General features: G+C 68.5%; 22 protein-coding genes. 17 read left to right on the forward strand and 5 right to left on the reverse strand.

The genetic code is table 11. The features are described 5' to 3' along the window. Positions 1 to 5: 5 nt before the first annotated feature. Positions 6 to 1385, reverse strand: coding sequence for a UDP-N-acetylmuramate:L-alanyl-gamma-D-glutamyl-meso-diaminopimelate ligase (gene mpl, locus EPAKOI_RS13820; RefSeq protein ID WP_124683260.1), 1380 nt, complete (start codon positions 1383 to 1385; stop codon positions 6 to 8). Between the two features lie 180 nt (positions 1386 to 1565). Between mpl and EPAKOI_RS13825 the strand changes: the two genes are divergently transcribed. The 10 genes from EPAKOI_RS13825 (at position 1566) to EPAKOI_RS13870 (ending at position 10524) form a co-directional block, all read left to right on the forward strand. Further along, positions 1566 to 2273 carry a UDP-N-acetylmuramate--alanine ligase gene (locus EPAKOI_RS13825; protein WP_423192427.1) on the forward strand — a complete coding sequence of 236 codons (708 nt, stop codon included), beginning with the start codon at positions 1566 to 1568 and terminating at the stop codon, positions 2271 to 2273. Positions 2274 to 2296: 23 nt separating this feature from the next. Then, the gene (locus tag EPAKOI_RS13830; protein ID WP_423192428.1) at positions 2297 to 2851 is read left to right on the forward strand and encodes a TlpA family protein disulfide reductase; all 555 of its coding nucleotides are present in this window, start codon (positions 2297 to 2299) and stop codon (positions 2849 to 2851) included. Between the two features lie 240 nt (positions 2852 to 3091). Then, entirely contained in the window at positions 3092 to 3580 is a 489-nt protein-coding gene (gene aroQ, locus EPAKOI_RS13835) for a type II 3-dehydroquinate dehydratase (RefSeq protein WP_124683257.1), read from the forward strand. Positions 3581 to 3715: 135 nt separating this feature from the next. Beyond that, positions 3716 to 4180 (forward strand): acetyl-CoA carboxylase biotin carboxyl carrier protein, encoded by a 465-nt coding sequence (accB, locus tag EPAKOI_RS13840; RefSeq protein ID WP_313835330.1) that lies wholly within the window; start codon positions 3716 to 3718, stop codon positions 4178 to 4180. Positions 4181 to 4292: 112 nt separating this feature from the next. After that, the gene (gene accC / locus EPAKOI_RS13845) at positions 4293 to 5660 is read left to right on the forward strand and encodes an acetyl-CoA carboxylase biotin carboxylase subunit (RefSeq protein ID WP_423192429.1); all 1368 of its coding nucleotides are present in this window, start codon (positions 4293 to 4295) and stop codon (positions 5658 to 5660) included. A 38-nt stretch (positions 5661 to 5698) separates the two neighbouring features. Continuing rightward, positions 5699 to 6616, forward strand: a complete 918-nt coding sequence (gene prmA, locus EPAKOI_RS13850; RefSeq protein WP_423192430.1) for a 50S ribosomal protein L11 methyltransferase — start codon at positions 5699 to 5701, stop codon at positions 6614 to 6616. 9 nt (positions 6617 to 6625) lie between these two features. Then, positions 6626 to 8356, forward strand: coding sequence for a DUF3426 domain-containing protein (locus EPAKOI_RS13855; protein WP_423192431.1), 1731 nt, complete (start codon positions 6626 to 6628; stop codon positions 8354 to 8356). A gap of 73 nt (positions 8357 to 8429) precedes the next feature. After that, positions 8430 to 8930: a thiol peroxidase gene (tpx, locus tag EPAKOI_RS13860; RefSeq protein ID WP_124683252.1), complete on the forward strand. Its 501-nt coding sequence runs from the start codon at positions 8430 to 8432 to the stop codon at positions 8928 to 8930. Between the two features lie 113 nt (positions 8931 to 9043). Continuing rightward, positions 9044 to 9991 carry a carbohydrate kinase family protein gene (locus tag EPAKOI_RS13865; RefSeq protein ID WP_423192432.1) on the forward strand — a complete coding sequence of 316 codons (948 nt, stop codon included), beginning with the start codon at positions 9044 to 9046 and terminating at the stop codon, positions 9989 to 9991. A gap of 65 nt (positions 9992 to 10056) precedes the next feature. Beyond that, positions 10057 to 10524 (forward strand): hypothetical protein, encoded by a 468-nt coding sequence (locus EPAKOI_RS13870; protein ID WP_124683250.1) that lies wholly within the window; start codon positions 10057 to 10059, stop codon positions 10522 to 10524. A gap of 231 nt (positions 10525 to 10755) precedes the next feature. Here EPAKOI_RS13870 and EPAKOI_RS13875 read toward each other — a convergent pair whose 3' ends face one another. Continuing rightward, positions 10756 to 11340, reverse strand: coding sequence for a histone H1-like DNA-binding protein (locus EPAKOI_RS13875; RefSeq protein WP_423192433.1), 585 nt, complete (start codon positions 11338 to 11340; stop codon positions 10756 to 10758). Positions 11341 to 13088: 1748 nt separating this feature from the next. Between EPAKOI_RS13875 and EPAKOI_RS13880 the strand changes: the two genes are divergently transcribed. Continuing rightward, entirely contained in the window at positions 13089 to 13562 is a 474-nt protein-coding gene (locus tag EPAKOI_RS13880; RefSeq protein WP_423192434.1) for a DUF2147 domain-containing protein, read from the forward strand. 215 nt (positions 13563 to 13777) lie between these two features. Next, on the forward strand, positions 13778 to 14749 hold the full coding sequence (locus EPAKOI_RS13885) for a Bug family tripartite tricarboxylate transporter substrate binding protein (protein ID WP_423193521.1): 972 nt from the start codon (positions 13778 to 13780) through the stop codon (positions 14747 to 14749). A 75-nt stretch (positions 14750 to 14824) separates the two neighbouring features. On the opposite strand, the gene EPAKOI_RS13890 is transcribed toward EPAKOI_RS13885, so the two are convergent. Then, positions 14825 to 15718, reverse strand: coding sequence for a LysR family transcriptional regulator (locus tag EPAKOI_RS13890; RefSeq protein WP_423192435.1), 894 nt, complete (start codon positions 15716 to 15718; stop codon positions 14825 to 14827). 166 nt (positions 15719 to 15884) lie between these two features. On the opposite strand from EPAKOI_RS13890, the gene EPAKOI_RS13895 reads away from it, so the two are divergent. Continuing rightward, positions 15885 to 16283 carry a tautomerase family protein gene (locus tag EPAKOI_RS13895; RefSeq protein WP_124683246.1) on the forward strand — a complete coding sequence of 133 codons (399 nt, stop codon included), beginning with the start codon at positions 15885 to 15887 and terminating at the stop codon, positions 16281 to 16283. Positions 16284 to 16408: 125 nt separating this feature from the next. Next, a complete protein-coding gene (locus EPAKOI_RS13900; protein ID WP_124683245.1) occupies positions 16409 to 17242 on the forward strand; it encodes an aldo/keto reductase in 834 nt (277 codons plus the stop codon). Positions 17243 to 17272: 30 nt separating this feature from the next. Here EPAKOI_RS13900 and EPAKOI_RS13905 read toward each other — a convergent pair whose 3' ends face one another. Further along, positions 17273 to 17686, reverse strand: a complete 414-nt coding sequence (locus tag EPAKOI_RS13905; RefSeq protein ID WP_313835334.1) for a hypothetical protein — start codon at positions 17684 to 17686, stop codon at positions 17273 to 17275. Between the two features lie 296 nt (positions 17687 to 17982). On the opposite strand from EPAKOI_RS13905, the gene EPAKOI_RS13910 reads away from it, so the two are divergent. Then, positions 17983 to 18582: a BPSL1445 family SYLF domain-containing lipoprotein gene (locus EPAKOI_RS13910; protein ID WP_124683244.1), complete on the forward strand. Its 600-nt coding sequence runs from the start codon at positions 17983 to 17985 to the stop codon at positions 18580 to 18582. 162 nt (positions 18583 to 18744) lie between these two features. Then, on the forward strand, positions 18745 to 19680 hold the full coding sequence (locus EPAKOI_RS13915; RefSeq protein WP_124683243.1) for a recombination-associated protein RdgC: 936 nt from the start codon (positions 18745 to 18747) through the stop codon (positions 19678 to 19680). A gap of 59 nt (positions 19681 to 19739) precedes the next feature. On the opposite strand, the gene EPAKOI_RS13920 is transcribed toward EPAKOI_RS13915, so the two are convergent. Further along, on the reverse strand, positions 19740 to 20705 hold the full coding sequence (locus EPAKOI_RS13920; protein WP_423192436.1) for a zinc-binding alcohol dehydrogenase family protein: 966 nt from the start codon (positions 20703 to 20705) through the stop codon (positions 19740 to 19742). Between the two features lie 156 nt (positions 20706 to 20861). Here EPAKOI_RS13920 and EPAKOI_RS13925 point away from each other — a divergent pair, with 156 nt between their 5' ends. Further along, entirely contained in the window at positions 20862 to 21833 is a 972-nt protein-coding gene (locus tag EPAKOI_RS13925; RefSeq protein WP_423192437.1) for a tripartite tricarboxylate transporter substrate binding protein, read from the forward strand. The last annotated feature ends 7 nt before the right edge of the window (positions 21834 to 21840 follow it).

Consider the following 21840-nt stretch of genomic DNA (forward strand, 5'->3'; position numbering starts at 1 on the left):
GGCCGTCAGCCCTTGGCGCCGATGGCGTCCAGCAGCTTCTGGTGGATGCCGCCGAAGCCGCCGTTGCTCATCACCAGCACGTGGTCGCCGGGGCGGGCGGCGGCGGTCACGGCCTGCACCAGTTCGCCCAGGTCCTGGAACGCGGCGGCCTTGTCGCCGATGGGCGCCAGCGCGTCGCCCAGGTTCCAGCCCAGCGCGTCCTTGCCGGACGGTGCGCCGTAGCCGAACACCAGATCGGCCGCTTCCAGGCTGGCCGGCAGTTGGGCCGCCATCACGCCCAGCTTCATCGTGTTTGAGCGCGGCTCCAGCACGGCGAGGATGCGGGCGTCGCCCACGCGGCGGCGCAGGCCGTCGAGCGTGGTCTGGATGGCCGTCGGATGGTGCGCGAAATCGTCGTAGACCGTGACGCCGCTGGCCACACCGCGCACTTCCATGCGGCGCTTGACGTTGGCAAAGCGGCCCAGCGACTCGATGGCCTGCGCCGGCGGCACGCCCACGTGGCGGGCGGCCGCGATGGCGGCAATCGCGTTCATGCGGTTGTGCGTGCCCTGCAGGTCCCAGACCACGGTGCCCTGCAGCGCCTCCTGGAAGTACACGTCGAACGCGTCCTTGCCGGCCGGCGCCTCGGTGCGGGCGTCGCCTTCGCGCCAGTCGCCCATGCCGAACTGCTCCACCTCGCTCCAGCAACCGCGTTCCAGCACGCGCGCCAGCGCGGGCTCCAGCCCGTTCACGACGAGCCGGCCCTGGCCGGGCACCGTGCGCACCAGATGATGGAATTGGGTCTCGATCGCGGCCAGATCGGGGAAGATGTCGGCGTGATCGTATTCAAGGTTGTTCAGAATGGCCGTGCGCGGGCGGTAGTGCACGAACTTGCTGCGCTTGTCGAAGAACGCGGTGTCGTATTCGTCGGCCTCGATGACAAAGAAGTCCGATTCTGTCAGCCGCGCCGAGATGCCAAAGTTCTGCGGCACGCCGCCGACCAGGAAGCCGGGGTTGTAGCCGGCGTCCTGCAGCACCCAGGCCAGCATCGACGTGGTGGTGGTCTTGCCATGCGTGCCGGCCACGGCCAGCGTCCACTTGCCGTTCAGCACGTGCTCGCCCAGCCATTGCGGGCCGGACACGTACGGCAGGTTGCGGTCCAGGATGGCTTCCATCAGCGGATTGCCGCGCGACACCACGTTGCCGATCACGTACAGGTCGGGGTTCAGCGATAGCTGCTGCGGGTCGAAGCCCTCGATCAGGTCGATGCCCTGGGCTTCCAGCTGGGTGCTCATCGGCGGGTAGACGTTGGCGTCGCAGCCGGTGACCCGGTGGCCCGCCTGCCGCGCCAGGACCGCGAGGCCCCCCATGAACGTACCGCAGATGCCAAGGATGTGAATATGCATGGGAGCTTCGGGAATGCGTGGGAATGCGTTGGGCCGCGCGGACGGGCCGGCGGCGCAGAAGTGAAGGGTCTGATTGTACCCGCATGCGTCCGGTTCCCGACCCGCTCCCGGCGCGGCGCCCGGCCCCGCCGCGCGCCTGTGCCGCATGCCGGGCCCCGGCCGTGCGGGTATCATCGACCCATGTCCCGACGTACCCCCTCCGACCCCGCCCGCCTGCGCGAGGAAATTGCCCAGGCCGCGGCGCGCATGATTGCCGAAGACGGCGCCGACTACGCCACCGCCAAGCGCAAGGCCGCCCGCCAGTTGCTGGGCGACGTCCGCGTGGCCGGCGAATGGCTGCCCGACAACGAACTGATCGAGGAAGAAGTGCGCGCCTACCAGGCGCTGTTCCAGGGCGAGCACCAGCCGCGCATCCTGGCCCTGCTGCGGCAACTGGCCGTGCTGGCCATGGACGATCTGGCCGGCTTCCGCCCCTATCTGGTCGGCGCCGTGCTCAACGGCACGGCCACCGAGCATTCCGACGTCTATATCCAGTGCTTCTGCGACAGCCCCAAGGACGTGGCACTGCACCTGATCAACGCCGGCGTGGATTTCGAGACCAGCGAGAGCCGGCACTTCGCGGGCCGGGGCGACGTGGAGACGCTCAGCTTCCTGTGGCGCGGCCAGTGGCCGGCCGGCCGCGAGGCGCGCCTGCTGGCCGGCGAGGTGCGCGAGATGCTGGGCGCCCCGGTGGGGGTCCACATCGCGCTGTATGATGCCGTCGACGAACGGGGCGCGGCGCGCGCCGACGCCAGCGGCCGTGTGGCCCGGGCCGACATCGACGCCGTCCGCGAGCTGATGGACGAGGCGGCAGGCGCGCCCGACCAGCCGCCACCCCTATCTATATAGAACTGTCTTCTTCCGCCTCGAACATGACCGCTTCCACCCCCGACGCCAAGCCGGCCCGCCGCTCGTCCCTGGTCCTCTGGATCGTCGTCGCCCTGCTGGCCGCCGTGGCCGGCGCCGTGGCCGCCCACTTTGCCATGGCGCCCAAGCCGGCATCGGACCAAGCCGTCGAATCGCTGTTCCAAGCCAGGATGCCCGACCCAAGCGGCGCGGAGCTGGACCTGTCCAGGTATCGCGGCAAGACGCTGGTCGTGAACTTCTGGGCGCCGTGGTGCGGCCCCTGCGTCGAGGAAATGCCGGAGCTGACCGCGCTGCACGGCGAGTACGCGCAGCGCAATGTCGAATTCATCGGCATCGGAATCGATTCGGCCAGCAACATCCAGGAATTCCTCAAGAAAGTCCCCGTGAAGTATCCGCTGGCCGTGGCCGGGTTCGCCGGCACCGAACTGGCCAAGAGTTTCGGCAATGCCCAGGGCGGGCTGCCCTACACGGTGGTCATCACGCCTGACGGCGACGTGAAGTACCGCAAGATGGGCCGTGTCCACGCCGACGAACTGCGCAAGGAATTGCCGGGCGCCTGACGGGCCGGGTTGCCGGCTCCGAGGGAAATTTCCCGTAACTGCGCGCTTCTGCCCCCAAATGACGCAGAAGTGACGATGGAAGGACCGCCAGATCCGATGGTTTTCGGAAAATGTGATCTGTACTGCGTGAGGCGCGTCTCATATGCCTTGGAGGCGACTTCGGCCTTGTATCGCGTGCTAGACAAATCCCTCTAAGCTACGGTAATCTCCGCGCAATTTCGTTGAACTGGTCGAGTCGCCGTGTCGTCTACCCCCACCGTCAGCCGCGCCGCCCGCTATCGCAAAGTGCTGGTTCTGCATGGTCCGAACCTCAATTTGCTCGGGACCCGCGAGCCGCAGGTGTATGGGCATACCACGCTGGCCGATATCGACGCCGCGCTGGCCAAACATGCCGCCGCGGCCGGGGTCGACCTGCAGACCTTCCAGTCCAACCACGAGGGCGCCCTCGTGGATCGCGTCCAGGCCGCCCGTACCGAGGGGGTGGACTTCGTGATCATCAATCCCGCGGCGTTCACGCATACCAGCGTGGCCCTGCGGGACGCCCTGGCCGGCGTGGCGATTCCGTTCGTCGAGGTGCACCTGTCCAACGTGCATCGCCGCGAGCCGTTCCGCCATCACTCGTATTTCTCCGATCAGGCGATCGGGGTGATCTGCGGGCTGGGCTGGCGGGGTTACCTGCTGGCCCTGGACTACGCGCTGGCGCAGGAGCAGGACGCCCCGGGCAGCTAGCCCTTCCTGGTAGGCAACCGAGACAACCGCGGCCTGTCGCGCCTGGCGAGGCGGGCCAACATCAATGACTGACCGCCGCCGTCCCCTTCCCTGACCCGAAGGTGACCGGACAACCCGATTCTGGAGGATAAGAAGATGGACCTGCGCAAGCTGAAGACGCTGATCGACCTGGTGGCCGAATCCGGCATTTCGGAGCTCGAAGTGACCGAGGGCGACGGCAAGGTTCGCATCGTCAAGCAACCCCCGCAGGTCGTGGCCGCCCCGGTTGCCATGCCCCAGCTCCAGGCCCTGCCCATGGCTGGCGCCGCACCGGCCGCCGCCGCGCCGGCTGCCGCCCCCGCCGACGCCGCCCCGCAACTGCCGGCCGGCCACATCGTCACGTCGCCGATGGTCGGCACGTTCTACCGCGCCCCGTCGCCGGGCGCCGCCCCGTTCGTGAACGTGGGCGACACCGTCAAGGAAGGCCAGACCGTCTGCATCATCGAAGCCATGAAGCTGCTCAACGAGATCGAGTGCGACAAGGCCGGCGTGATCAAGGAAATCCTCGTCGAAAACGGCCAGGCCGTGGAGTACGGCCAGCCGCTGTTCGTGATCGGCTGAAGCCAGCCGCCGGCTGACGCGGCACAGCGGCCCGTGGCCCTGCCGCCAAGCGTTGGCCCGGCGCGCCATTCCGGCGTGCGCGGGCCCGCCCCTGTTCTCGCAGAGAGAGACCATGTTTGAAAAAATTCTGATCGCGAACCGCGGCGAGATCGCCCTTCGCATCCAGCGCGCCTGCCGCGAGCTGGGCATCAAGACCGTGGTGGTGTACTCGGAGGCCGACAAGGAAGCCAAGTACGTGAAGCTGGCCGACGAAGCCGTCTGCATCGGCCCGGCCCCCTCGCCGCTGTCGTACCTGAACATGCCGGCCATCATCTCGGCCGCCGAAGTCACCGACGCCCAGGCCATCCACCCGGGCTACGGCTTCCTGTCGGAGAACGCCGACTTTGCCGAGCGCGTGGAGAAATCCGGCTTCGTGTTCATCGGCCCGACGTCCGACAGCATCCGCCTGATGGGCGACAAGGTGTCGGCCAAGCAGGCGATGATCAAGTCCGGCGTGCCGTGCGTGCCGGGCTCGGACGGCGCACTGCCCGACGACCCCAAGGAAATCCTGGCCACCGCGCGCCGCGTGGGCTATCCCGTGATCATCAAGGCCGCCGGCGGTGGTGGTGGCCGCGGCATGCGCGTGGTGCACACCGAGGCCGCGCTGATCAACGCCGTCAACATGACGCGCGAGGAAGCGGGCCGTGCCTTCGGCAATCCCGAGGTCTACATGGAGAAGTTCCTTGAGAACCCGCGCCATGTGGAAATCCAGATCCTGGCCGACCAGCACAAGCAGGCCATCTGGCTGGGCGAGCGCGACTGCTCGATGCAGCGCCGCCACCAGAAGGTGATCGAGGAAGCGCCCGCGCCGCACATTCCGCGCCGCCTGATCGAGCGTATCGGCGACCGCTGCGCCGATGCATGCAAGAAGATCGGCTACCGGGGCGCCGGCACGTTCGAGTTCCTGTACGAGAACAACGAGTTCTACTTCATCGAGATGAACACCCGCGTGCAGGTGGAGCATCCGGTGACCGAGATGATCACCGGCATCGACATCGTGCAGGAGCAGATCCGCATCGCCTTTGGCGAGAAGCTGCGCTTCCGCCAGAAGGATGTGGAACTGCGCGGCCACGCCATCGAGTGCCGCATCAACGCCGAGGACCCGTTCAAGTTCACGCCGTCGCCGGGCCGCATCACCGCCTGGCACATGCCCGGCGGCCCCGGTGTCCGCGTGGACTCGCACGCGTATGATGGCTACTTCGTGCCGCCCAACTACGACTCGATGATCGGCAAGATCATCACGTACGGCGCCACGCGCGGCCAGGCCATCGCCCGCATGCGCATCGCGCTGTCGGAGATGGTGGTGGACGGCATCCTGACCAACGTGCCGCTGCACCGCGACCTGATGCTCGACGCCAACTTCGTGGAAGGCGGCACCAGCATCCATTATCTTGAACACCGCCTGGCCCAGAAGGCCAACGCTCACGGCGAGAAAGCCTGAGGCGGGGCCCAGCGGCCGGCTTGCAGCAAAGGAACCCCGTGGCTTTCCAGGAATGTGTGATCGAAATTGCGCAGGATCAGGCCGAAGCCTGGTCCGATGCACTGTTCGACCTCGGCGCGCTGTCGGTATCGGTGGAAGACGCCGACGCCGACACGCCTGACGAGCAGCCGCTGTTCGGAGAGCCCGGGCTGGAGCCGACGCGGCTGGCGTGGAATCGGTCGCGCGTGGTGGCGCTGTTCGACGACGAGACCGATCCCGCGCTGGTGGTGACGGCCGCCGCCAACACGCTGGGCATCGACCCGGTGCCCGACTACACGCTGCGCCCGGTGGCCGACCAGGACTGGGTGCGGCTGACCCAGTCGCAGTTCGAGCCGATCCGCGTGGGCGAGCGCATCTGGGTGGTGCCGTCGTGGCACGATGCGCCCGACCCCGACGCCGTGATCCTGGAGCTTGATCCGGGCCTGGCTTTCGGCACGGGCAGCCATCCGACCACGCGGCTGTGCATGCAGTGGCTCGAACAGAACGTGCGGGCCGGCGAGACGGTGCTGGACTACGGCTGCGGCTCGGGCATCCTGGCCATCGTGGCCAAGAAGCTCGGCGCCGGCGACACGGTCGGCATCGACATCGATCCGAACGCCGTGGAGGCATCGCGCTACAACGCCGAGCGCAACCGCGTGGCGGCGACCTTCGCGCTGCCCGAGGCGGTGTCCGAGGCCACCCATGACCTGGTGGTGGCCAACATCCTTTCCAACCCGCTCAAGCTGATGGCCGCGATGCTGACCGCGCGCGTGCGTCCGGGCGGCCGGCTGATCCTGTCCGGCGTGCTCGAACGGCAGGCCGACGAGGTGGCGGCGGCCTACGCGCCGTGGATCGCCATGTCGGTCTGGCGCAGCGAGGAAGGCTGGGTGTGCCTGCATGGCACGCGCCCGGCCGCGGCATCCGCCAACCAATCCTGATTCCCGACCATGGCCGCTGCCAAGCTCGTCACGCGCTGTCCGGCCTGCCGCACCGCGTTCCGGCTGGTGGCGGACCAGTTGCGGCTGCGCAAGGGCCTGGTCCGCTGCGGCCAGTGCGACACCGTCTTTGATGCGCGCGAGCACCTGATCGAGGTGCCCACGCCGGGCGGTAGCGGCGCCGCTGGGGCTGCCAGCAGCGTCCCCGCCGGTACGCCGGCGGCCGCGCCGCCCTCCTCGTCCGTGTCGATGGCCGCCGCGCTGGCCCACGCCGAGCAGGCGCAGGCGGCGGCGCGCGCCCGCGAGGCCGACGCGCCGTTCGATCCCGGCTTCGATCCAGGTTACGAGGTGCCGGCGCTGGATTCGCCGACGACGATGATGTCCGAGGCGGAAGCCGAGGAAGTGGTCGGCGTGGCGCCGGAAGTGCCCCCGGAAGTGGCGCCTGAACGGTCACCTGAACCCGAACCCGCCGAGGCGGGCGCGGTGGCCGATGCGGTACCTGAAGAGGCCGCCGCGCATTTCGACGAGGCTGCCGAGACCGACGCCGTGCTGCCGGACGAGGCCGCACCGCAAACCGCCCCGGAAGCCGACCCATCGCCCGAACCCGCCGAAACGCCGCTGACCGAGCCGCCCGTCCCTTGGCCGACGCTCGACCATGCCGCGTTCGACGACGCCCCGCCCCGCCCGGCGCCGACAGCCGCCGCGCCGGCGCCGACAGCCGCCGCGCCGGCGCCGCACTCGTCGCTCGATCCCGCCGCAGCGTTTGCATCGACGCGCCCCTCGGGCCTGCCGCCGTACGGCGCCTATAGCGCCAAGGCAAGCTGGCCACCACTGCGGCCGTCCGAAGGCCCGACCTCCCACCCCGCCGACCACGGCACACCGGAACCCGAAGTGCCGGCCCCGGTGGAAGCGGCCGAACCCGGCGTCGTTGCACCCGATCCTGTCGCGGAACTGCCGCCCGAACCCGCCACGCCGGCCGACCCGGTGCCCAGCGCCAGCGGCTTCCTGCGCAGCGCGGACCCGGCCGACCCCGAGGCGGAAGCCTGGGCCGCGCAGGCTCGCGACGTCATCGAACACGACCTCGGCGTGACGCCGCGCGACGACACGCCCAGCAGCGTGGCGCGCGAGACCACCACGCGCCGCTGGCTGCGCCGGGACGAACCGGCAGCCAGCGCCGGCCCGGTCTTCGCGCCCGATTTCCTGCGCCACACCCGCGAGCGCGAACAGGCGCGCGCGCCGCGCCCCAAGGTGACGGTGCCCGGCAGCCAGCGCACGTGGATCCGCGCGGCGGCCGTGGTGCTGGGGCTGGGTATCCTGGTCCAGGGCATCTTTTTGGCGCGCAGCCAGATTGCCGGCAGCGTGCCGGTGCTGCGGCCGGTACTCGAAGCGGCCTGCGCGCCGTTCGGCTGCGCCGTGCCGCCGTGGCGCGACCTGGAGGCGCTGCGCATCGACAGTTCGCAGTTGCAGAAGCAGGACGAAGGCGCCGACGTCTACCAGTTGGCCGTCACGCTGCGCAACCAGGGCCGCGCCACCACGGCCCTGCCCGCCATCGAACTCGTGATGACCGACCTGCAGGACCAGTTGCTGCTGCGCCGCGTGCTGCAGCCGGGCGAGTACCTGGAGCCGGCCCAGCGCGGCTTTGCCACCTCGGGCCTGCGCGCGGGCAGCGAGCTGCCGGTTCGGGTACGATTCCGGACGCAGCAGGCCGCGGCGAACTACCGCGTGCTGATCTTCTATCCCTGAATTCATCGCCCCCCGCCACGCCGGCCGGCAATGCACCGGACCGGCGGGCCGTACCTTCCTGACAGGAGCAACCATGAGCAACGTGACCCTCGGCGGCAACGCCATCGAAGTTGGCGGCAAGTTTCCCCAGGCTGGCGACAAGGCCCCGGCCTTCTCGCTGGTCGGCAAGGACCTCAAGGACGTGACGCTGGCCGACTTCGCCGGCAAGCGCAAGGTCCTGAACATCGTGCCCAGCCTGGACACGCCCGTGTGCCAGGCGTCGGCACGCAAGTTCAACGAGGCCGCCAGCAGCCTCGACAACACCGTGGTGCTGACGATCTCGGCCGACCTGCCGTTCGCGATGGGCCGCTTCTGCACGGCCGAGGGCCTGGCCAACGTGGTGACGCTGTCGACCATGCGCGGCGCCGATTTCAAGAACGCCTACGGCGTGGACATCAAGTCGGGCCCGCTGGCCGGCGTGTGCGCACGTGCCGTGGTGGTCGTGGACGAGAACGACGCCGTCAAGTACAGCCAGCTCGTGCCCGAGATCAAGCAGGAGCCTGATTACGACGCCGCGCTGGCCGCCCTGAAATAATCTGTGCGGTAGCACACGATTTGCGAAGCGCCTCCGCCCGTCATGCACGGGCGGAATTATTTAACGTATCTGTTTCTGCCCGTCATCCCTGGGCCGGAACGCTTGGAGAAAAGATGTCCAGCCTGATCTGCGGCTCCGTCGCCTACGACACCATCATGACGTTCGACGGACGGTTCCGTGAACACATCCTTCCGGACCAGATCCAGATGCTGAACGTCTCGTTCCTGGTGCCCGGCATGCGGCGCGAGTTCGGCGGCTGCGCCGGCAACATCGCCTACACGCTGAAGATGCTGGGCGGCGAACCGGTGGTGATGGCGACGGTGGGCCAGGACGCCGGACCGTACCTGCAGCATCTGCGCGATCTGGGTATCGGCACCGGGCATATCCGTACGCTGCCGGACACGTTCACCGCGCAGGCGATGATCACGACCGACCTCGACAACAACCAGATCACGGCTTTCCACCCGGGCGCCATGGGCCAGTCGCAGCTCAATGCCGTGCAGGACGTGCTGGCGGCCGGCACGCGCCCGGCGCTGGGCATCGTCGCACCGGACAGCCGCGAGGGCATGCTGCACCATGCGCGGCAGTTCGCCGAGGCCGGCATCCCGTTCATCTTCGACCTGGGCCAGGCCATGCCGCTGTTCAACGGCGAGGACCTGCGCCGGTTCGTTGAACTCGCCAGTTACGTGACGGTCAATGGCTACGAAGCGCAGGTCATGCTGTCGCGCACCGCGTGGACCAGTGCCGAGGTGGCCGCCAAGGTCCGCGCGTTCATCGTGACGCACGGCGAACGCGGCGCCACGATCTTCGCCGACGGCCAGCAGTACGCCATCCCGGCCGTGCAGGCCGAGCGCGTGGTGGACCCCACCGGCTGCGGCGACGCCTTCCGGGGCGGCCTGCTGCACGGCATCGAGCAGGGCATGGACTGGGAAACCACGGGCCGGCTGGCGTCGCTGATGGGCGCGCTCAAGATCGCCCAGCAGGGCCCCCAGAATCACTGGATTTCGCACGACGAGATCGCCAGCCGGTTCGCGTCGGCATTCGGCTACCAATACGCGTAAGATGGAACGGTGCACCGCGCGCACCGGGTGAGGACGAACGGCGCGGCCAACAGACGGGAGTTGCCATGCATCAGATACTTCGATTCGGCGGCGCGGCGGTACTGGCCGCGGCAGCACTGGTCGGCGGCTGCGCCAATTACTCGAACTCCGGCAGCGTCTACGCGCCCGGCCAGGCCAACCGCGAGCAGACGGTGCGCTACGGCGTGGTGCAGGGCGTGCGCGAGGTCATGATCCAGGGCGGTACCACGGGCGCCGGTACCATCGCCGGCGGCGCGCTGGGCGGCGTGGCGGCGGGCAGCACCATCGGCAGCGGTGGCGGATCGGTGGCGGCGGGCCTGCTTGGCGCGGTGCTGGGCGGCATTGCCGGCAGCGCGGCCGAGAACCGCATCACCCAACGGCGCGGCCTGGAGATCACGGTGCAGCTCGAAGACGGCGACCTGCGCGCCATCACCCAGGAGGCCGACGAGGTGTTCCGCCCCGGCGACCGGGTGCGGCTGCTGTCGTCGGGCGGCGTGACGCGCGTCTCGCACTGACAACATTACACGGCTGCCATGCTGCAACGCCGCGTGCCTTCGGGCCGCGGCGTTTTGCTTTTGGGGAGTCGCCAGCGCGCGGGCATGAAAAAACCCGCCGGGCACGGAGGCCATCGGCGGGTTGGCAAGACTTGCTGTCTTGCTGACCGGATACCGCGTATCCGGTCAATGTGGCACGCGATGCGTGCTCTGGCGATTCCCTGTGGTGACCGCTCGCACGAGGCGAGGCGATTACGGACGGTTGCCCGTCGGGAACGGCCAGGCCGCGGCCGGGTTCAGCGTGGTCTTGGCCGGTGCAGCAGCAGCGGGAGCAACGGCAGGGGCCGCGGCAGGCTTGGCAGCCTTCTTGGCAGCCGGCTTCTTGGCAGCGGCCTTCTTGGCGGCCGGCTTCTTCGCAGCAGCAGCCTTCTTGGCCGGCGCAGCCTTCTTGGCAGCAGCCTTCTTGGCCGGTGCGGCCTTCTTGGCGGCAACCTTCTTCACTGCGGCCTTCTTGGCCGGTGCTGCCTTCTTGGCGGCGACCTTCTTGGTTGCAACCTTCTTGGCGGCAACCTTCTTCACCGCGGCCTTCTTGGCCGGTGCTGCCTTCTTGGCGGCTACCTTCTTGGTGGCGACCTTCTTGGCTGCAACCTTCTTCACAGCGGCCTTCTTGGCTGCCGGCTTCTTGGCGGCGACCTTCTTGGTTGCGACCTTCTTGGTTGCAGCCTTCTTGGCGGCCGGCGCTGCCTTCTTGGCGGCGACCTTCTTCACAGCGGCCTTCTTGGCGGCGGGCTTGGCAGCCTTCTTGGCCGCCGGCTTTTTCTTTGCAGCAGTTGCCATGGATAACTCCTTCACTAACGTGAAATATCGAATGACCTAAATGGACGACCCGACCGGCCCGAGGCGCGTTCCTGCCTGGCCCCAACCGAGCGAGCGATTCATCGGCGCACGACACTTCGTCAACCGCACGCTAATGAATTCGGTGACAGGGCACCGGCCGCGACCCGCATGGCGCGGCACGGTGTCTTCACGGCAGCGCAAGATCCGCGCGCGGGCTGCAACGCCAGCGTCCAGGCGGATCTCCGGGGCATGCCGTGCCCTGGAATATTCGATTGGCCCGCGCCGTCCATCGTGGCGACGCGCTGCCGGATAAGAGGAGATATCGGTCAGCTTGCCTGCAGCACGGGCTTGGCCTCGCGCACTGCAGACGGCAATCCTACGGGGGTAGCTCGCCCATCCCGTCACTGGGCTACAGGAGACTGCACGCGTTGTAAGAAGCCTGATCGGCCCGGTCTGCGTCAAAGTTCTGGTGCTCCCTGGCTACCCGCATTCACTGCGCCGAAGCGTCGCGTCATCGTTGCTTCTTGCTTGCCTTCTTGCGACGCCCGCTTCGTCGAATCACGTCGATGCAATGAAGTGAGACTCTTGTCAAGGCGAATCATAATTCGTTTGTTCGATGATGTTAAGAAAAAAGTGCAAAAAAACTTGCGCGCAAGATCGAATCGATCTACTTCACGCGCGCGCTTCGATGACGACACCATCGACACCTTCTCTGATGACGACTCTCACGCGTCGATCGAAGTTCCGAAGCGCGTGAGTTTCGACCGCGATCGACGGCGTCGCACACTGTCTCGCGCGGTGCGCGCGCACGTCGCGCACGCACCGTCGGACGACCGCTCGGGTACCGCATCGCACCCGCTCGCCACCACCATCCGCATACCCGCGCGCTGTCTCGAAAGCCGCATGAACAGTGGCTTTCCGGCCTGCGTACGATCACGCGCGCGATGCGCTGCCGCGTCGCTGCGCGTGGCTGCGGCACGCGCGTCCATCGGCGCCCCAACGTGTCCGACGCGCTTCCGCATCGACCACCGATCGGCACGCGCGCGATGCCACCGCGCATCGCGTCGACTGACCGCGCGTGCATCGACACGACAGTTGCGCGAGTACGACGAAAGAGTGATGCGCGCACGCAACGGTCGGTCGCTGCGACACGTGTTTGCATCCGCGTTTGGACATCGATGGCATGCACAACGATGTGTCGACGCACGCGCCGCGCGCACCGGATCGCCCGTCGACCCACCACGCGCATCGCACGCTTCGTCGACCGTGTCTTGCGATGACATTCGGGTTCTCACCAATGCATCGGCGGACGCGCGCGCCGACATGCCGACCACCTCCGGCGGCGCCGCGACGCCACCGCAACGCCACCGTTTTAGCCGGCTAGAGGAATGCCTCGGGTCGGCCCCGCGCGGGCGTGTTGCTGCAGGACAAAATCCACGCCAGGCGCCGGCTGGCGGGCGATGCGCGCCGCCCTTGCGCTACGCTCTGGTGCGTACGCAAACGGATGTTGGCCGTTGCGGTGTCCGGGCGGCGCCAGTAGATTGGCGTCGCGCGGCAAAGACGCCGACCGGTGGGCATCGGTGCAGCACCGGCCCGTGCAACCATCCGGGCCGCGTGCGGATATCCTGCTCGCCTTGTACGGCTTGCACGTCAGACCTGCAGAGGCGTCCGCCGCCGTACAGCCGACACCACCCGCGCCGCGACCTGGCGAATCCGCCGTCGCGGAAACACTGAACCTGGAGACTTTCATGCGCATGACCGCCCCCCGCGCCCTGCTTCGCACCACCGCCCGCGCCGCGCTGTTTGCCGCGGCGTTCACCGCCAGCACCTTCGCCATGGCGCAGTCGACGCCGGCCGGCACCTGGCACACGATCGACGACGCCACCGGCAAGCCGCGCGGCGTGATCGAGATCTCGGAGAAGGACGGCGTGTACAGCGGCAAGCTCGTGAAGAGCCTGGTGCCGTCCGAAGGTCCGCCCAAGGTGTGCGACAAATGCACCGACGCGCGCAAGGACCAGCCCATCATCGGCATGACGCTGCTGACCGGGCTGCGCAAGACGGGCGACAACGAGTGGACCGGTGGCGAGATCCTGGACCCGGAGACCGGCAAGCTCTACAAGTGCAAGATGTCGATGGCCGACGACGGCAAGAAGCTCAACGTGCGCGGCTTCATCGGCATCAGCCTGATTGGCCGGACCCAGACCTGGGTGCGCCAGCCGTGACGCCGCGCGGGAGCGGGGCCGCTGCCGCCCCGCTGCCCGCTTCCTTTCCCTGCCCACCCGGCCGCGCCTCCGTCCCGACTTTCCCGCCCCCGCCGTCCCCCGGCAGGTCGGCCGCAAGCCACGCCGTCCTACAGCCAACTGACAGGTTCGATCGGTAAGATCGAAAGCCCCGAATGGGCTACGACAAAGACTGGAGACCGATCATGCATTCCCCCCTGCGCTTTTCCCCGCGCCGCCGCACCCTGGCCCTGGCGCTTGCCGCCGCCTCGCTGGTGGCCACCACCGCCCACGCCGCCGATGCCTGGCCCAACCACGTGATCAAGTTCGTCGTGCCGTTCACGGCCGGCGGCGCCAACGACCTCGTGGCGCGGGCCGGCGCCGAGGCGGTGAGCAAGCGCATCGGCCAGCCGGTGGTGATCGAGAACCGTCCCGGTGCCGGCGGCATCGTCGGCGCCGACTACGTGGCCAAGAGCAAGCCCGACGGCTACACGTTCCTGGTGGGCGCCGTGGGCACCGTCACCAACAGCCTGATCCGCACCAAGATGCCGTACCAGCCGGACGACCTCGTGCCGGTGGGCCTGATCGCGGTCAGCCCGTCGGTGATCGTGGCGTCGCCGTCGCTGCCGGTGAACAACGTCAAGGAACTGGTCGAGTACTCGAAGAAGCAGGGTGGCGTGCCCTTTGCCACGGCCGGCAGCGGCAGCACGCCGCACTTCGTCGAAGAAATGCTTAAGGAAAAGGGTGCCCAGCTCACCGTGGTGCCCTACAAGAGCGGGTCGGAAAGCATTACCGCCGTGATTGGCGGACAGGTGGCGGCAACGTCGGAGGCGTCGATCGTGGTGTTGCCCCAGATCAAGGCGGGCAAGCTCAAGGCGCTGGGCGCCACCTGGGACAAGAAGATGCCGGCGGCGCCGAGCATCCCGACCACGGCCGAGCAGGGTCTGCCCGAGGTGCGCATTGGCCATTGGGCCGGCATCTTCGCGCCCAAGGGCACCGACCCGGCGATCATCAAGAAGCTCAATGCCGAGTTGACGGCCGGGATGCTGAATCCCGAGATCCGCGACCGGCTGATCCAGAACGGTATCGAGCCGGCCGGCGGTTCGGTCGAGAGCTTTGTGACCTTCATCAAGACCGAGCGGGGACGGCTGGGCCGCATCGCCAAGAACGCCAACATGACGTCCGAGTAAGCCACCGCACCCGGCTTGCCCAGGCACTGGCAGACGGCCCGCTCCATGCGGGCCTTTTTGTTGGGCGTCGCCGCTTCAGCCGAACTGCTCGGCCAGCGCCTGCCTGGCCTGTTCGATGAACTCGCCCTCCCCGCGCCGCGGGGCCAGTAGATAGAACTCGGCCGACGGCAGCGCCGGCAGCTTCCAGCCGCTCGCGTCGGCGGCGTCCACCGGCATCACGCCGGGCCCGATGGCCGACGTGTTCAGGCACGACACACCGAGCCCGGCCGCCAGCGCCAGATGCAGCCCGGCCACCCCCGACGCCGAATGGGCGATGTCGAACTCGCGCCGGCGGCGCATCAGCAACTGCACCACGAACTGGTGCAGCGAGCACGAGTCGGGCAGCAGCACCAGCGGCAGCGTGGGCTGCGGCGCCTGCGCAATCTCGGGCGCCGCCACCCACGCCAGCGCCTCGCGCCGCAGCACCGTGCCGCCGCGCGCCGCGCCCTCGCGCCGCGCCTCCGGGCCGCGCGCGCCGATCAGCCGCATGCTCAGGCCGATGTCGAACGTGTCCAAGTCGGCCGCCGCCTCGATGGCGGCGCTCTTCATGACCGTGACGTGCAGTTTCAGATAGGGATAGCGGTCGCGCAGCCGGCGCAGCATGCCGGCAATTTCGCCGGGGCGGAAGTAGTCGGTCACGGCCAGCCTCAGCTCACCATCCAGCGTCTGGCCGCGCAGTTCGGCCATGGCCTGCTCGTTCAGCGACAGGATGCGCCGCGCGTAGTCCAGCAGCCGCGCCCCCGCCGGCGTCAGCGCGGCGCCCCGCTTGCCGCGCGTCAGCAGCGGCACGCCGGCGCGCGCCTCCAGCTTGCGCAACTGCTCGCTGACCGACGATTGCGACAGGAACAGGCGCGGCGCCGCCGCCGACAGGCTGCCGCTTTCCGCCACCGCCACGAACGTCCGGAGCTGGTCTGTCTCGAATCCACGCATGATCGCCGCCTGCCTTTCCGATGTTTCGGATTATCCGATACATGTAATCGTATATTCCCTCTTTTCCGATGGCAAGGAGACGCCTACGCTAGCGTTACCGCAGCCGCCAGAGCCCGCCAACGGGCGCAGCGGCAACGCGCATCCATCCACCCGAAAGGAGCCCGTCATGCCCCACGTTTCCCTGCAGATTTCCGGCCAGCCCGATACCGACCTGATGCGCCGCGCCGTTGCCACGGTGGGCGAACTGACCCAGCGCGTGCTGGGCAAGGAAGCGCCGGTCATCGCCACGACCGTGACGTTCATCCCGCGCGAGCAGTGGTTCATCGGCGGCCAGCCGCTGTCGGCGCGTGAGACGGGTCGCAACGCGTTCCAACTCGACATCAGCGTGACCGACGAGACGAACACCAAGGCCGAGAAAGCCGACTACCTGCGGCAGGCGTTCGCGGCGCTATCCGAGCTGATTGGCGACGTGAACGAGGTCTCGTATATCCACGTCATCGACGCGCGCGCGGCGGCCTACGGCTATGGCGGCCGGACGCAGGAGTACCGGCACCAGCACCGTTGAGCGGGCGGCCGGGGCGCCGGCCATTCCATCGCCCCGGTCAAAAGTGCCGTGCGGGCGGCGTGCTTGTGCCGCGCAGCGATGTTAACTAGTGTGGAGGGCGGATTTCCCGATACCGGAGGCATCGCATGAAGCAAGTCACGCTACCCGGCGGCGAGCGCGTTCCCGCGCTGGGCATGGGCACCTGGAACATGGGCGACGACCGCGGCACGCGCGCCGAGGAGATCGCCACGCTCCGGATGGGCCTGGACCTGGGCCTGCGGCTGGTGGACACGGCCGAGATGTATGGCGAGGGCTTGTCGGAATCGCTGATCGGCGAGGCGCTGGCCGGCCGTCGCGACGAGGCGTTCCTGGTCAGCAAGGTCTATCCGCACAACGCCAGCCGCAAGGGCGCCGTGGCCGCGTGCGAGCGCAGCCTACGCCGGCTGGGCACCGACCGGCTGGACCTGTACCTGCTGCACTGGCGCGGCGACGTACCGTTCGAGGAGACGATCGAGGCGTTCCAGGCGCTGCAGGCCGCCGGAAAGATCCGGTATTTCGGCGTCAGCAACCTCGACCTCGACGATATGGAAGCCTTTTGCGACGTGCCCGGCGGCGACGCCGTGGCCGTCAACCAGTTGCTCTACAACCTGAGCCGGCGCGGCATCGAGTTCGACCTGCTGCCATGGTTGCGCGAACGCAACGTGCCGGTGATGGCCTACTCGCCCATCGAGCAGGCCCGGCTGTTACGCAACGCCGGCCTGCGGCGCTTTGCCGAGCGGCACGGCATGACGCCGGCCCAGGCCGCGCTGGCGTGGCTGCTGCGGACCGACGACATCATCGCCATCCCGAAGACCAGCCAGCGGGACCGGCTGCGCGAGAACGTCCGGGCGCTGGAAATCACGCTGACTCCCGAGCAACTGGACGAACTGGACGCGCTGTTCCCGCCGCCGCGCCACGCGCAGCCGCTGGCGATGCTGTAATGGATCAGGGGATCAGCGGGATCCGAGGGGTCAGCGCTGGCCGGCCTTGTAGCGCTCGACCTCGACATAGCGCGTCAGATAGGTACGTGCCTTTTCGCGCGTGTCGGTGGTCACGCGGTCGGCCGCCTGGCGGGCGCTGTTCTGGCCGTGGGCGCTGCTCATCTGGGCGGAAAGGTACGACTGGAAGGCGTCGTGCATGACCTTCAGTTGATCCTTGCACGCGTCGATGGCACCGGCGGCCACGTCCTTGGACGTGCCCTTGCCCTTGGCGCCGTCGCTGGCCTTGTCCTGGACGCAATCCATGTACTTGGCGCGCTCGGCCTGCCAACCTGAATTCATCTGGGCCACTTCCTGCTTGGCTTCGGGCGACTCGACGGTCGGGGCCGACCCGCAGGCCGCCAGCAACAGGGCCGCCAGCGGCGTTACGGCGGCACCGAGGCGCAACCATTGACGGGGACGCTGCGACGCAGCATGCGCGAGGGTCGGGGCGGCGGAAGATATACCAGAAATGTTGGAGCGGGTGGAGATCGTCATGGGGGCGGTTGGCGTTGGCATGCACCAAAGACCGGGCTTGGCAAGCGGGGTTCCTGTCGCGGTTCCCTGATTTTGCAAGAAAGTATGACTATGTCATGTCAGAGCCCCCTCCCCCCCTTGTCAGACAAAATCGCATTTGCGGATGTGGCTTGTCCGCCTATGCTGTAGAGGCGGTTGCAACACATGACCCCCTCCTGGAGGAAATAATGAAACGTCGAACCTTCCTGTCCGCCGGCAGTGCTGGGCTTGTCGGCCTTACTGGTCTTTCTTTGGGCGCGCTGTCGCTGACGGGCTGCAGCGTGACCGGTCCCAAGGACTCTGGCGATAGCGCGTCCAAGCGTCGCGAGATCGATACTGGCGCCACCGATACGCTGAACCGTCTGTATGCGACGGCCAGCGGTGCGCGCGACCTTGGCGCCAAAGCCAAGGGCATCCTGATTTTCCCGAAACTGCTGTCCGCCGGCTTTATCGTCGGGGGCGAGTATGGCGACGGCGTGCTGCGTTCGGGCGGCGCCAACCGTGGCTACTACCGTGCCATTTCCGGCTCCATCGGCTGGCAGATCGGCGCCCAGTCCAAGGCCTTCGTGCTGATGTTCATGACGCAGGAAGCCTACGACAAGTTCGTGCGCAGCAGCGGCTGGCAGGTCGGCGCCGACGCCACGGTGGCCCTGGCCACGATCGGCGCGAATGGCCAGATCGATACCAACACGGCCCAGCAGCCGATCATCGGCTTTGCCATGACCAACGCCGGCGTGATGGCCGGCCTGAGCCTGGAAGGCACGAAGATCTCGAAGCTCGACATCTGACGGCCGGGCCGGCCACCGCGCCGGCCACCGCCACATGGCGTCCCGGGTGCGGCATTCCGATGCCGCATCCGCGACGCCATTTTTTCTTGGCCGCCCACCTGCCGCCCGAGCCGTTAGAATGCGTGCCTTGCCAATTCCAACCGTACGCGAGGCCGAATTCTCATGTGGTTCAAGAATCTCCAGATTCATCGTTTCTCCGCCCCGTGGACGCTTTCCGCCGAAGACGTCGAGGCCAGCCTGGCCAAGCATGCGTTCTACCCCGGCACCAGCCTTGAGATGCAAACCCAGGGCTGGGCATCGCCGCGCGACAACGGCCAGCTCGTGCACTGCGTGAACCGCCAGATGCTGCTGGTGCTGCGCACCGAGAAGAAGCTGCTGCCCGCCACCGTGGTCAACCAGGTCACCAAGGCCCGTGCCGCCGAGATCGAGGAGCAGCAGGGCTTCAAGCCCGGCCGCAAGCAGCTCAAGGAACTGAAGGAGCAGGTCACCGAGGAACTGCTGCCCCGCGCCTTCAGCATCCGCCGCGACACGCGCGTCTGGATCGATCCCGTGAACGGCTGGCTTGCCATCGACGCGGCCGGCACCGCCAAGGCGGACGAGGTACGCGGCATGCTGTTCAAGGCGCTGGACCCGCTGCCAGTGGTCGGCCTGCAGGTCAACCTGTCGCCGGTGGCCGCCATGACCGAATGGCTGGCCACCGATACCGCCCCGGCTGGCTTCACGGTCGACCAGGAGATCGAGCTGCAGTCGAGCAGCGAGAGCAAGGCCACCGTGCGCTACGTCCGCCATCCGCTCGACCCGGAGGACCTGCGCCGCCACATCGCCGCCGGCAAGCGCTGCACGCGCCTGGCGATGACGTGGAACGACCGCGTGTCCTTCGTGCTGACCGACGCCCTGGCCGTCAAGCGCGTGAATCCGCTGGACGTGATCAAGGAACAGGCCGACGCCACGCTGCACGACGAGGACGAGCGCTTCGACGCCGACTTCGCGCTGATGGCCGGTGAACTGGCCGGCCTGCTGACCGACCTGACCGACGCCCTGGGCGGCGAGCGCAAGACCGAGTCGGCCATCACCGACGCGCCGCGCAAGGCCGCCTGACCCCGGCCGTCCCCGGTCCCAACCCCGGCCTCACCGCCCCGCCCGACCCCGGCCCGCGCTCACTCCAGCGTCAGCACGACGCGCTGGCCGGTCTCGCCCACGCGCCGCCACGCCGCGGCCACCTCCTGCATGGCCATCTGCTCGGCGTCGACCGACAGGTGGCCCTCGCGCATGCAGCCCAGCACGTCCTCCACCAGCAGCCTCAGGTCTTCCGGGAGCGGATAGCTGGCGGGGCCGCAGCCCATCACCACGGCGCGGGAATCCCGCAGGGCCGACGGCGCCATCAGCACGCTCGGCGCCATGCGACGGTCGGCAACCGTCACGATCCGAGTGCCGTGGTCGCGCGCCGACGCCGGCGGGCCGCCCGCCTGCACCAGCGCCGCCAGCAGCAGCTCAAGCACCTCGCCCCACAGGAAATCCACGACCACGTCGATGCCTTCCAGCGCGAAGCCCGCGAACGCCTGCTGCAGGGTGGCGGGCGGCTGCGCCAGGTCGACCATCGCATCGGCGCCGGTCACGTGGGCCAGGTCGATGCGGTGGCCCACCACGATCACGCGCGCCGCGCCCTGCAGCCGTGCGGCCTGCACGGCCAGGCGCGCCGCCAGCCCCGCCGCGCCCAGGATCAGCACGGTCTCGCCCGGCGCCAGATCGGCCCGCACCGCCAGCGGCAGCCACGCCTGCACGGCCGGCCCGACCAGCGCGGCCGCGGCGGCCGACTCCACCTCGTCCGGCACCGGCACCGTCCAGTGCGCCGGCACGAACTCGGCCATTGCGCCGAACGGGCTGCGCTCGGCGCGGAAGTAGACGCGCTGGCCGTCCGCCAGGTAGCCCACGCCATCGCTGCCGCAGACATAGGGCAGTTCCAGCGGCATGCACGCGTGCAGGCCGCGCGCAATGGCCAGGTCCGCCGGCCGGATCACGGCGGCGCACACGCGCACCAGCACTTCGCCGGCACGGGGTTCGGGGTCACGGAAGCTCATGAAGCGTGGGGCTTCGCCCATCTGTTGCAGTACGACCGCTCGCATCGGAATGCTCTCCTTCGTTGATGTCCGCAGTCGATCGTAGGGACTCGGCGTCCCACCGTCTTTGAGCCGATTCTGAAAATGGCGCGCGTAGAATCGCGGGGAACGACGCCACGCACAAAGACGTCGCCATTTCGCCAAACAGTTGAGGAGACCCCCTTGAAGTTCTTGCGCCCCCACGCCGGCCTGACGCTGGCCACGCTGCTGCTCGCCGCCGTCGGCACCGCCCACGCAGCCTGGCCCGAGCGGCCGATCAAGCTGATCGTGCCCTTCCCGCCGGGCCAGGCCACCGACATCTTTGCCCGCGCGCTGGCCGAAAAACTCGGCAAACAGCTAGGCCAGTCGATCGTCGTCGAGAACCGCGCCGGGGCCGGCGGCAACATCGGCATGGAAGTCGCCGCCAAGGCGCCCGCCGACGGCTACACGCTGGTCATGGCCGGCAGTGCGATGGCGATCAACCAGACGCTCTACAAGAAGGTCAACTACGATCCGCGCCAGGATTTCGCGCCGGTCTCGGGCGTGTTCTCGGTGCCGCTGGTGTTCCTGGCCACGCCGCAGTCGGGCTTCGGCTCGCTGCGCGACCTGATCGCCAAGGCCAAGGCGGCGCCGGGCAAGTACAGCTACGCCAGCGCCGGCATCGGCGGCACGCAGCACCTGTCGGCCGAGATGCTCAAGGCGCAGACCGGCACCTTCATCGTCCATATCCCCTACAAGGGCAGCGGCCCGGCGCAGGCCGATTTCCTGGGTAACCAGGTGCCGCTGATGGTGGATTCCGTGACGGCCGCCATGCCGCTGATCCAGTCCGGCAAGGCCGTGCCGCTGGCCGTGACCACGGCGCAGCGGGTGCCGCAGCTACAGTCGGTGCCCACCGTGCGCGAGCAGGGGGTACCGGGCTTCGAGGCCTTGGGCTGGGCCGTGATGATGGCCCCGGCCGGCACGCCGCCCGCCATCGTCAGCCAGCTCAACGCGGAAACGGTGAAGGCACTGCAATCGCCGGAGCTGCGCAAGTTCATCACCGACCGCGGCTCGGAACCGATGCCGATGACGCCGGCGGATACCGGCAAGTTCGTGGACAGCGAGATCCGCAAGTGGGCGTCGGTGGTGAAGCGGTCGGGAGCGACGGCGGATTGAGCCGGCC

It is taken from the genome of Cupriavidus sp. H18C2, assembly GCF_049393795.1.
Taxonomy (GTDB): domain Bacteria; phylum Pseudomonadota; class Gammaproteobacteria; order Burkholderiales; family Burkholderiaceae; genus Cupriavidus; species Cupriavidus pauculus_C.

Excerpts from the sequence above, each read along its gene's own strand:
- EPAKOI_RS13870 (WP_124683250.1), top strand. The coding sequence starts at position 10,057 with ATGCATCAGATACTTCGATTCGGCGGCGCGGCGGTACTGGCCGCGGCA.
- EPAKOI_RS13855 (WP_423192431.1), top strand. The coding sequence starts at position 6,626 with ATGGCCGCTGCCAAGCTCGTCACGCGCTGTCCGGCCTGCCGCACCGCG.
- EPAKOI_RS13830 (WP_423192428.1), top strand. The coding sequence starts at position 2,297 with ATGACCGCTTCCACCCCCGACGCCAAGCCGGCCCGCCGCTCGTCCCTG.
- mpl (WP_124683260.1), bottom strand. The coding sequence starts at position 1,385 with ATGCATATTCACATCCTTGGCATCTGCGGTACGTTCATGGGGGGCCTC.
- EPAKOI_RS13915 (WP_124683243.1), top strand. The coding sequence starts at position 18,745 with ATGTGGTTCAAGAATCTCCAGATTCATCGTTTCTCCGCCCCGTGGACG.
- tpx (WP_124683252.1), top strand. The coding sequence starts at position 8,430 with ATGAGCAACGTGACCCTCGGCGGCAACGCCATCGAAGTTGGCGGCAAG.
- accB (WP_313835330.1), top strand. The coding sequence starts at position 3,716 with ATGGACCTGCGCAAGCTGAAGACGCTGATCGACCTGGTGGCCGAATCC.
- EPAKOI_RS13900 (WP_124683245.1), top strand. The coding sequence starts at position 16,409 with ATGAAGCAAGTCACGCTACCCGGCGGCGAGCGCGTTCCCGCGCTGGGC.
- EPAKOI_RS13825 (WP_423192427.1), top strand. The coding sequence starts at position 1,566 with ATGTCCCGACGTACCCCCTCCGACCCCGCCCGCCTGCGCGAGGAAATT.
- accC (WP_423192429.1), top strand. The coding sequence starts at position 4,293 with ATGTTTGAAAAAATTCTGATCGCGAACCGCGGCGAGATCGCCCTTCGC.
- EPAKOI_RS13880 (WP_423192434.1), top strand. The coding sequence starts at position 13,089 with ATGCGCATGACCGCCCCCCGCGCCCTGCTTCGCACCACCGCCCGCGCC.
- EPAKOI_RS13920 (WP_423192436.1), bottom strand. The coding sequence starts at position 20,705 with ATGCGAGCGGTCGTACTGCAACAGATGGGCGAAGCCCCACGCTTCATG.
- EPAKOI_RS13895 (WP_124683246.1), top strand. The coding sequence starts at position 15,885 with ATGCCCCACGTTTCCCTGCAGATTTCCGGCCAGCCCGATACCGACCTG.
- EPAKOI_RS13910 (WP_124683244.1), top strand. The coding sequence starts at position 17,983 with ATGAAACGTCGAACCTTCCTGTCCGCCGGCAGTGCTGGGCTTGTCGGC.
- EPAKOI_RS13890 (WP_423192435.1), bottom strand. The coding sequence starts at position 15,718 with ATGCGTGGATTCGAGACAGACCAGCTCCGGACGTTCGTGGCGGTGGCG.
- EPAKOI_RS13875 (WP_423192433.1), bottom strand. The coding sequence starts at position 11,340 with ATGGCAACTGCTGCAAAGAAAAAGCCGGCGGCCAAGAAGGCTGCCAAG.
- EPAKOI_RS13865 (WP_423192432.1), top strand. The coding sequence starts at position 9,044 with ATGTCCAGCCTGATCTGCGGCTCCGTCGCCTACGACACCATCATGACG.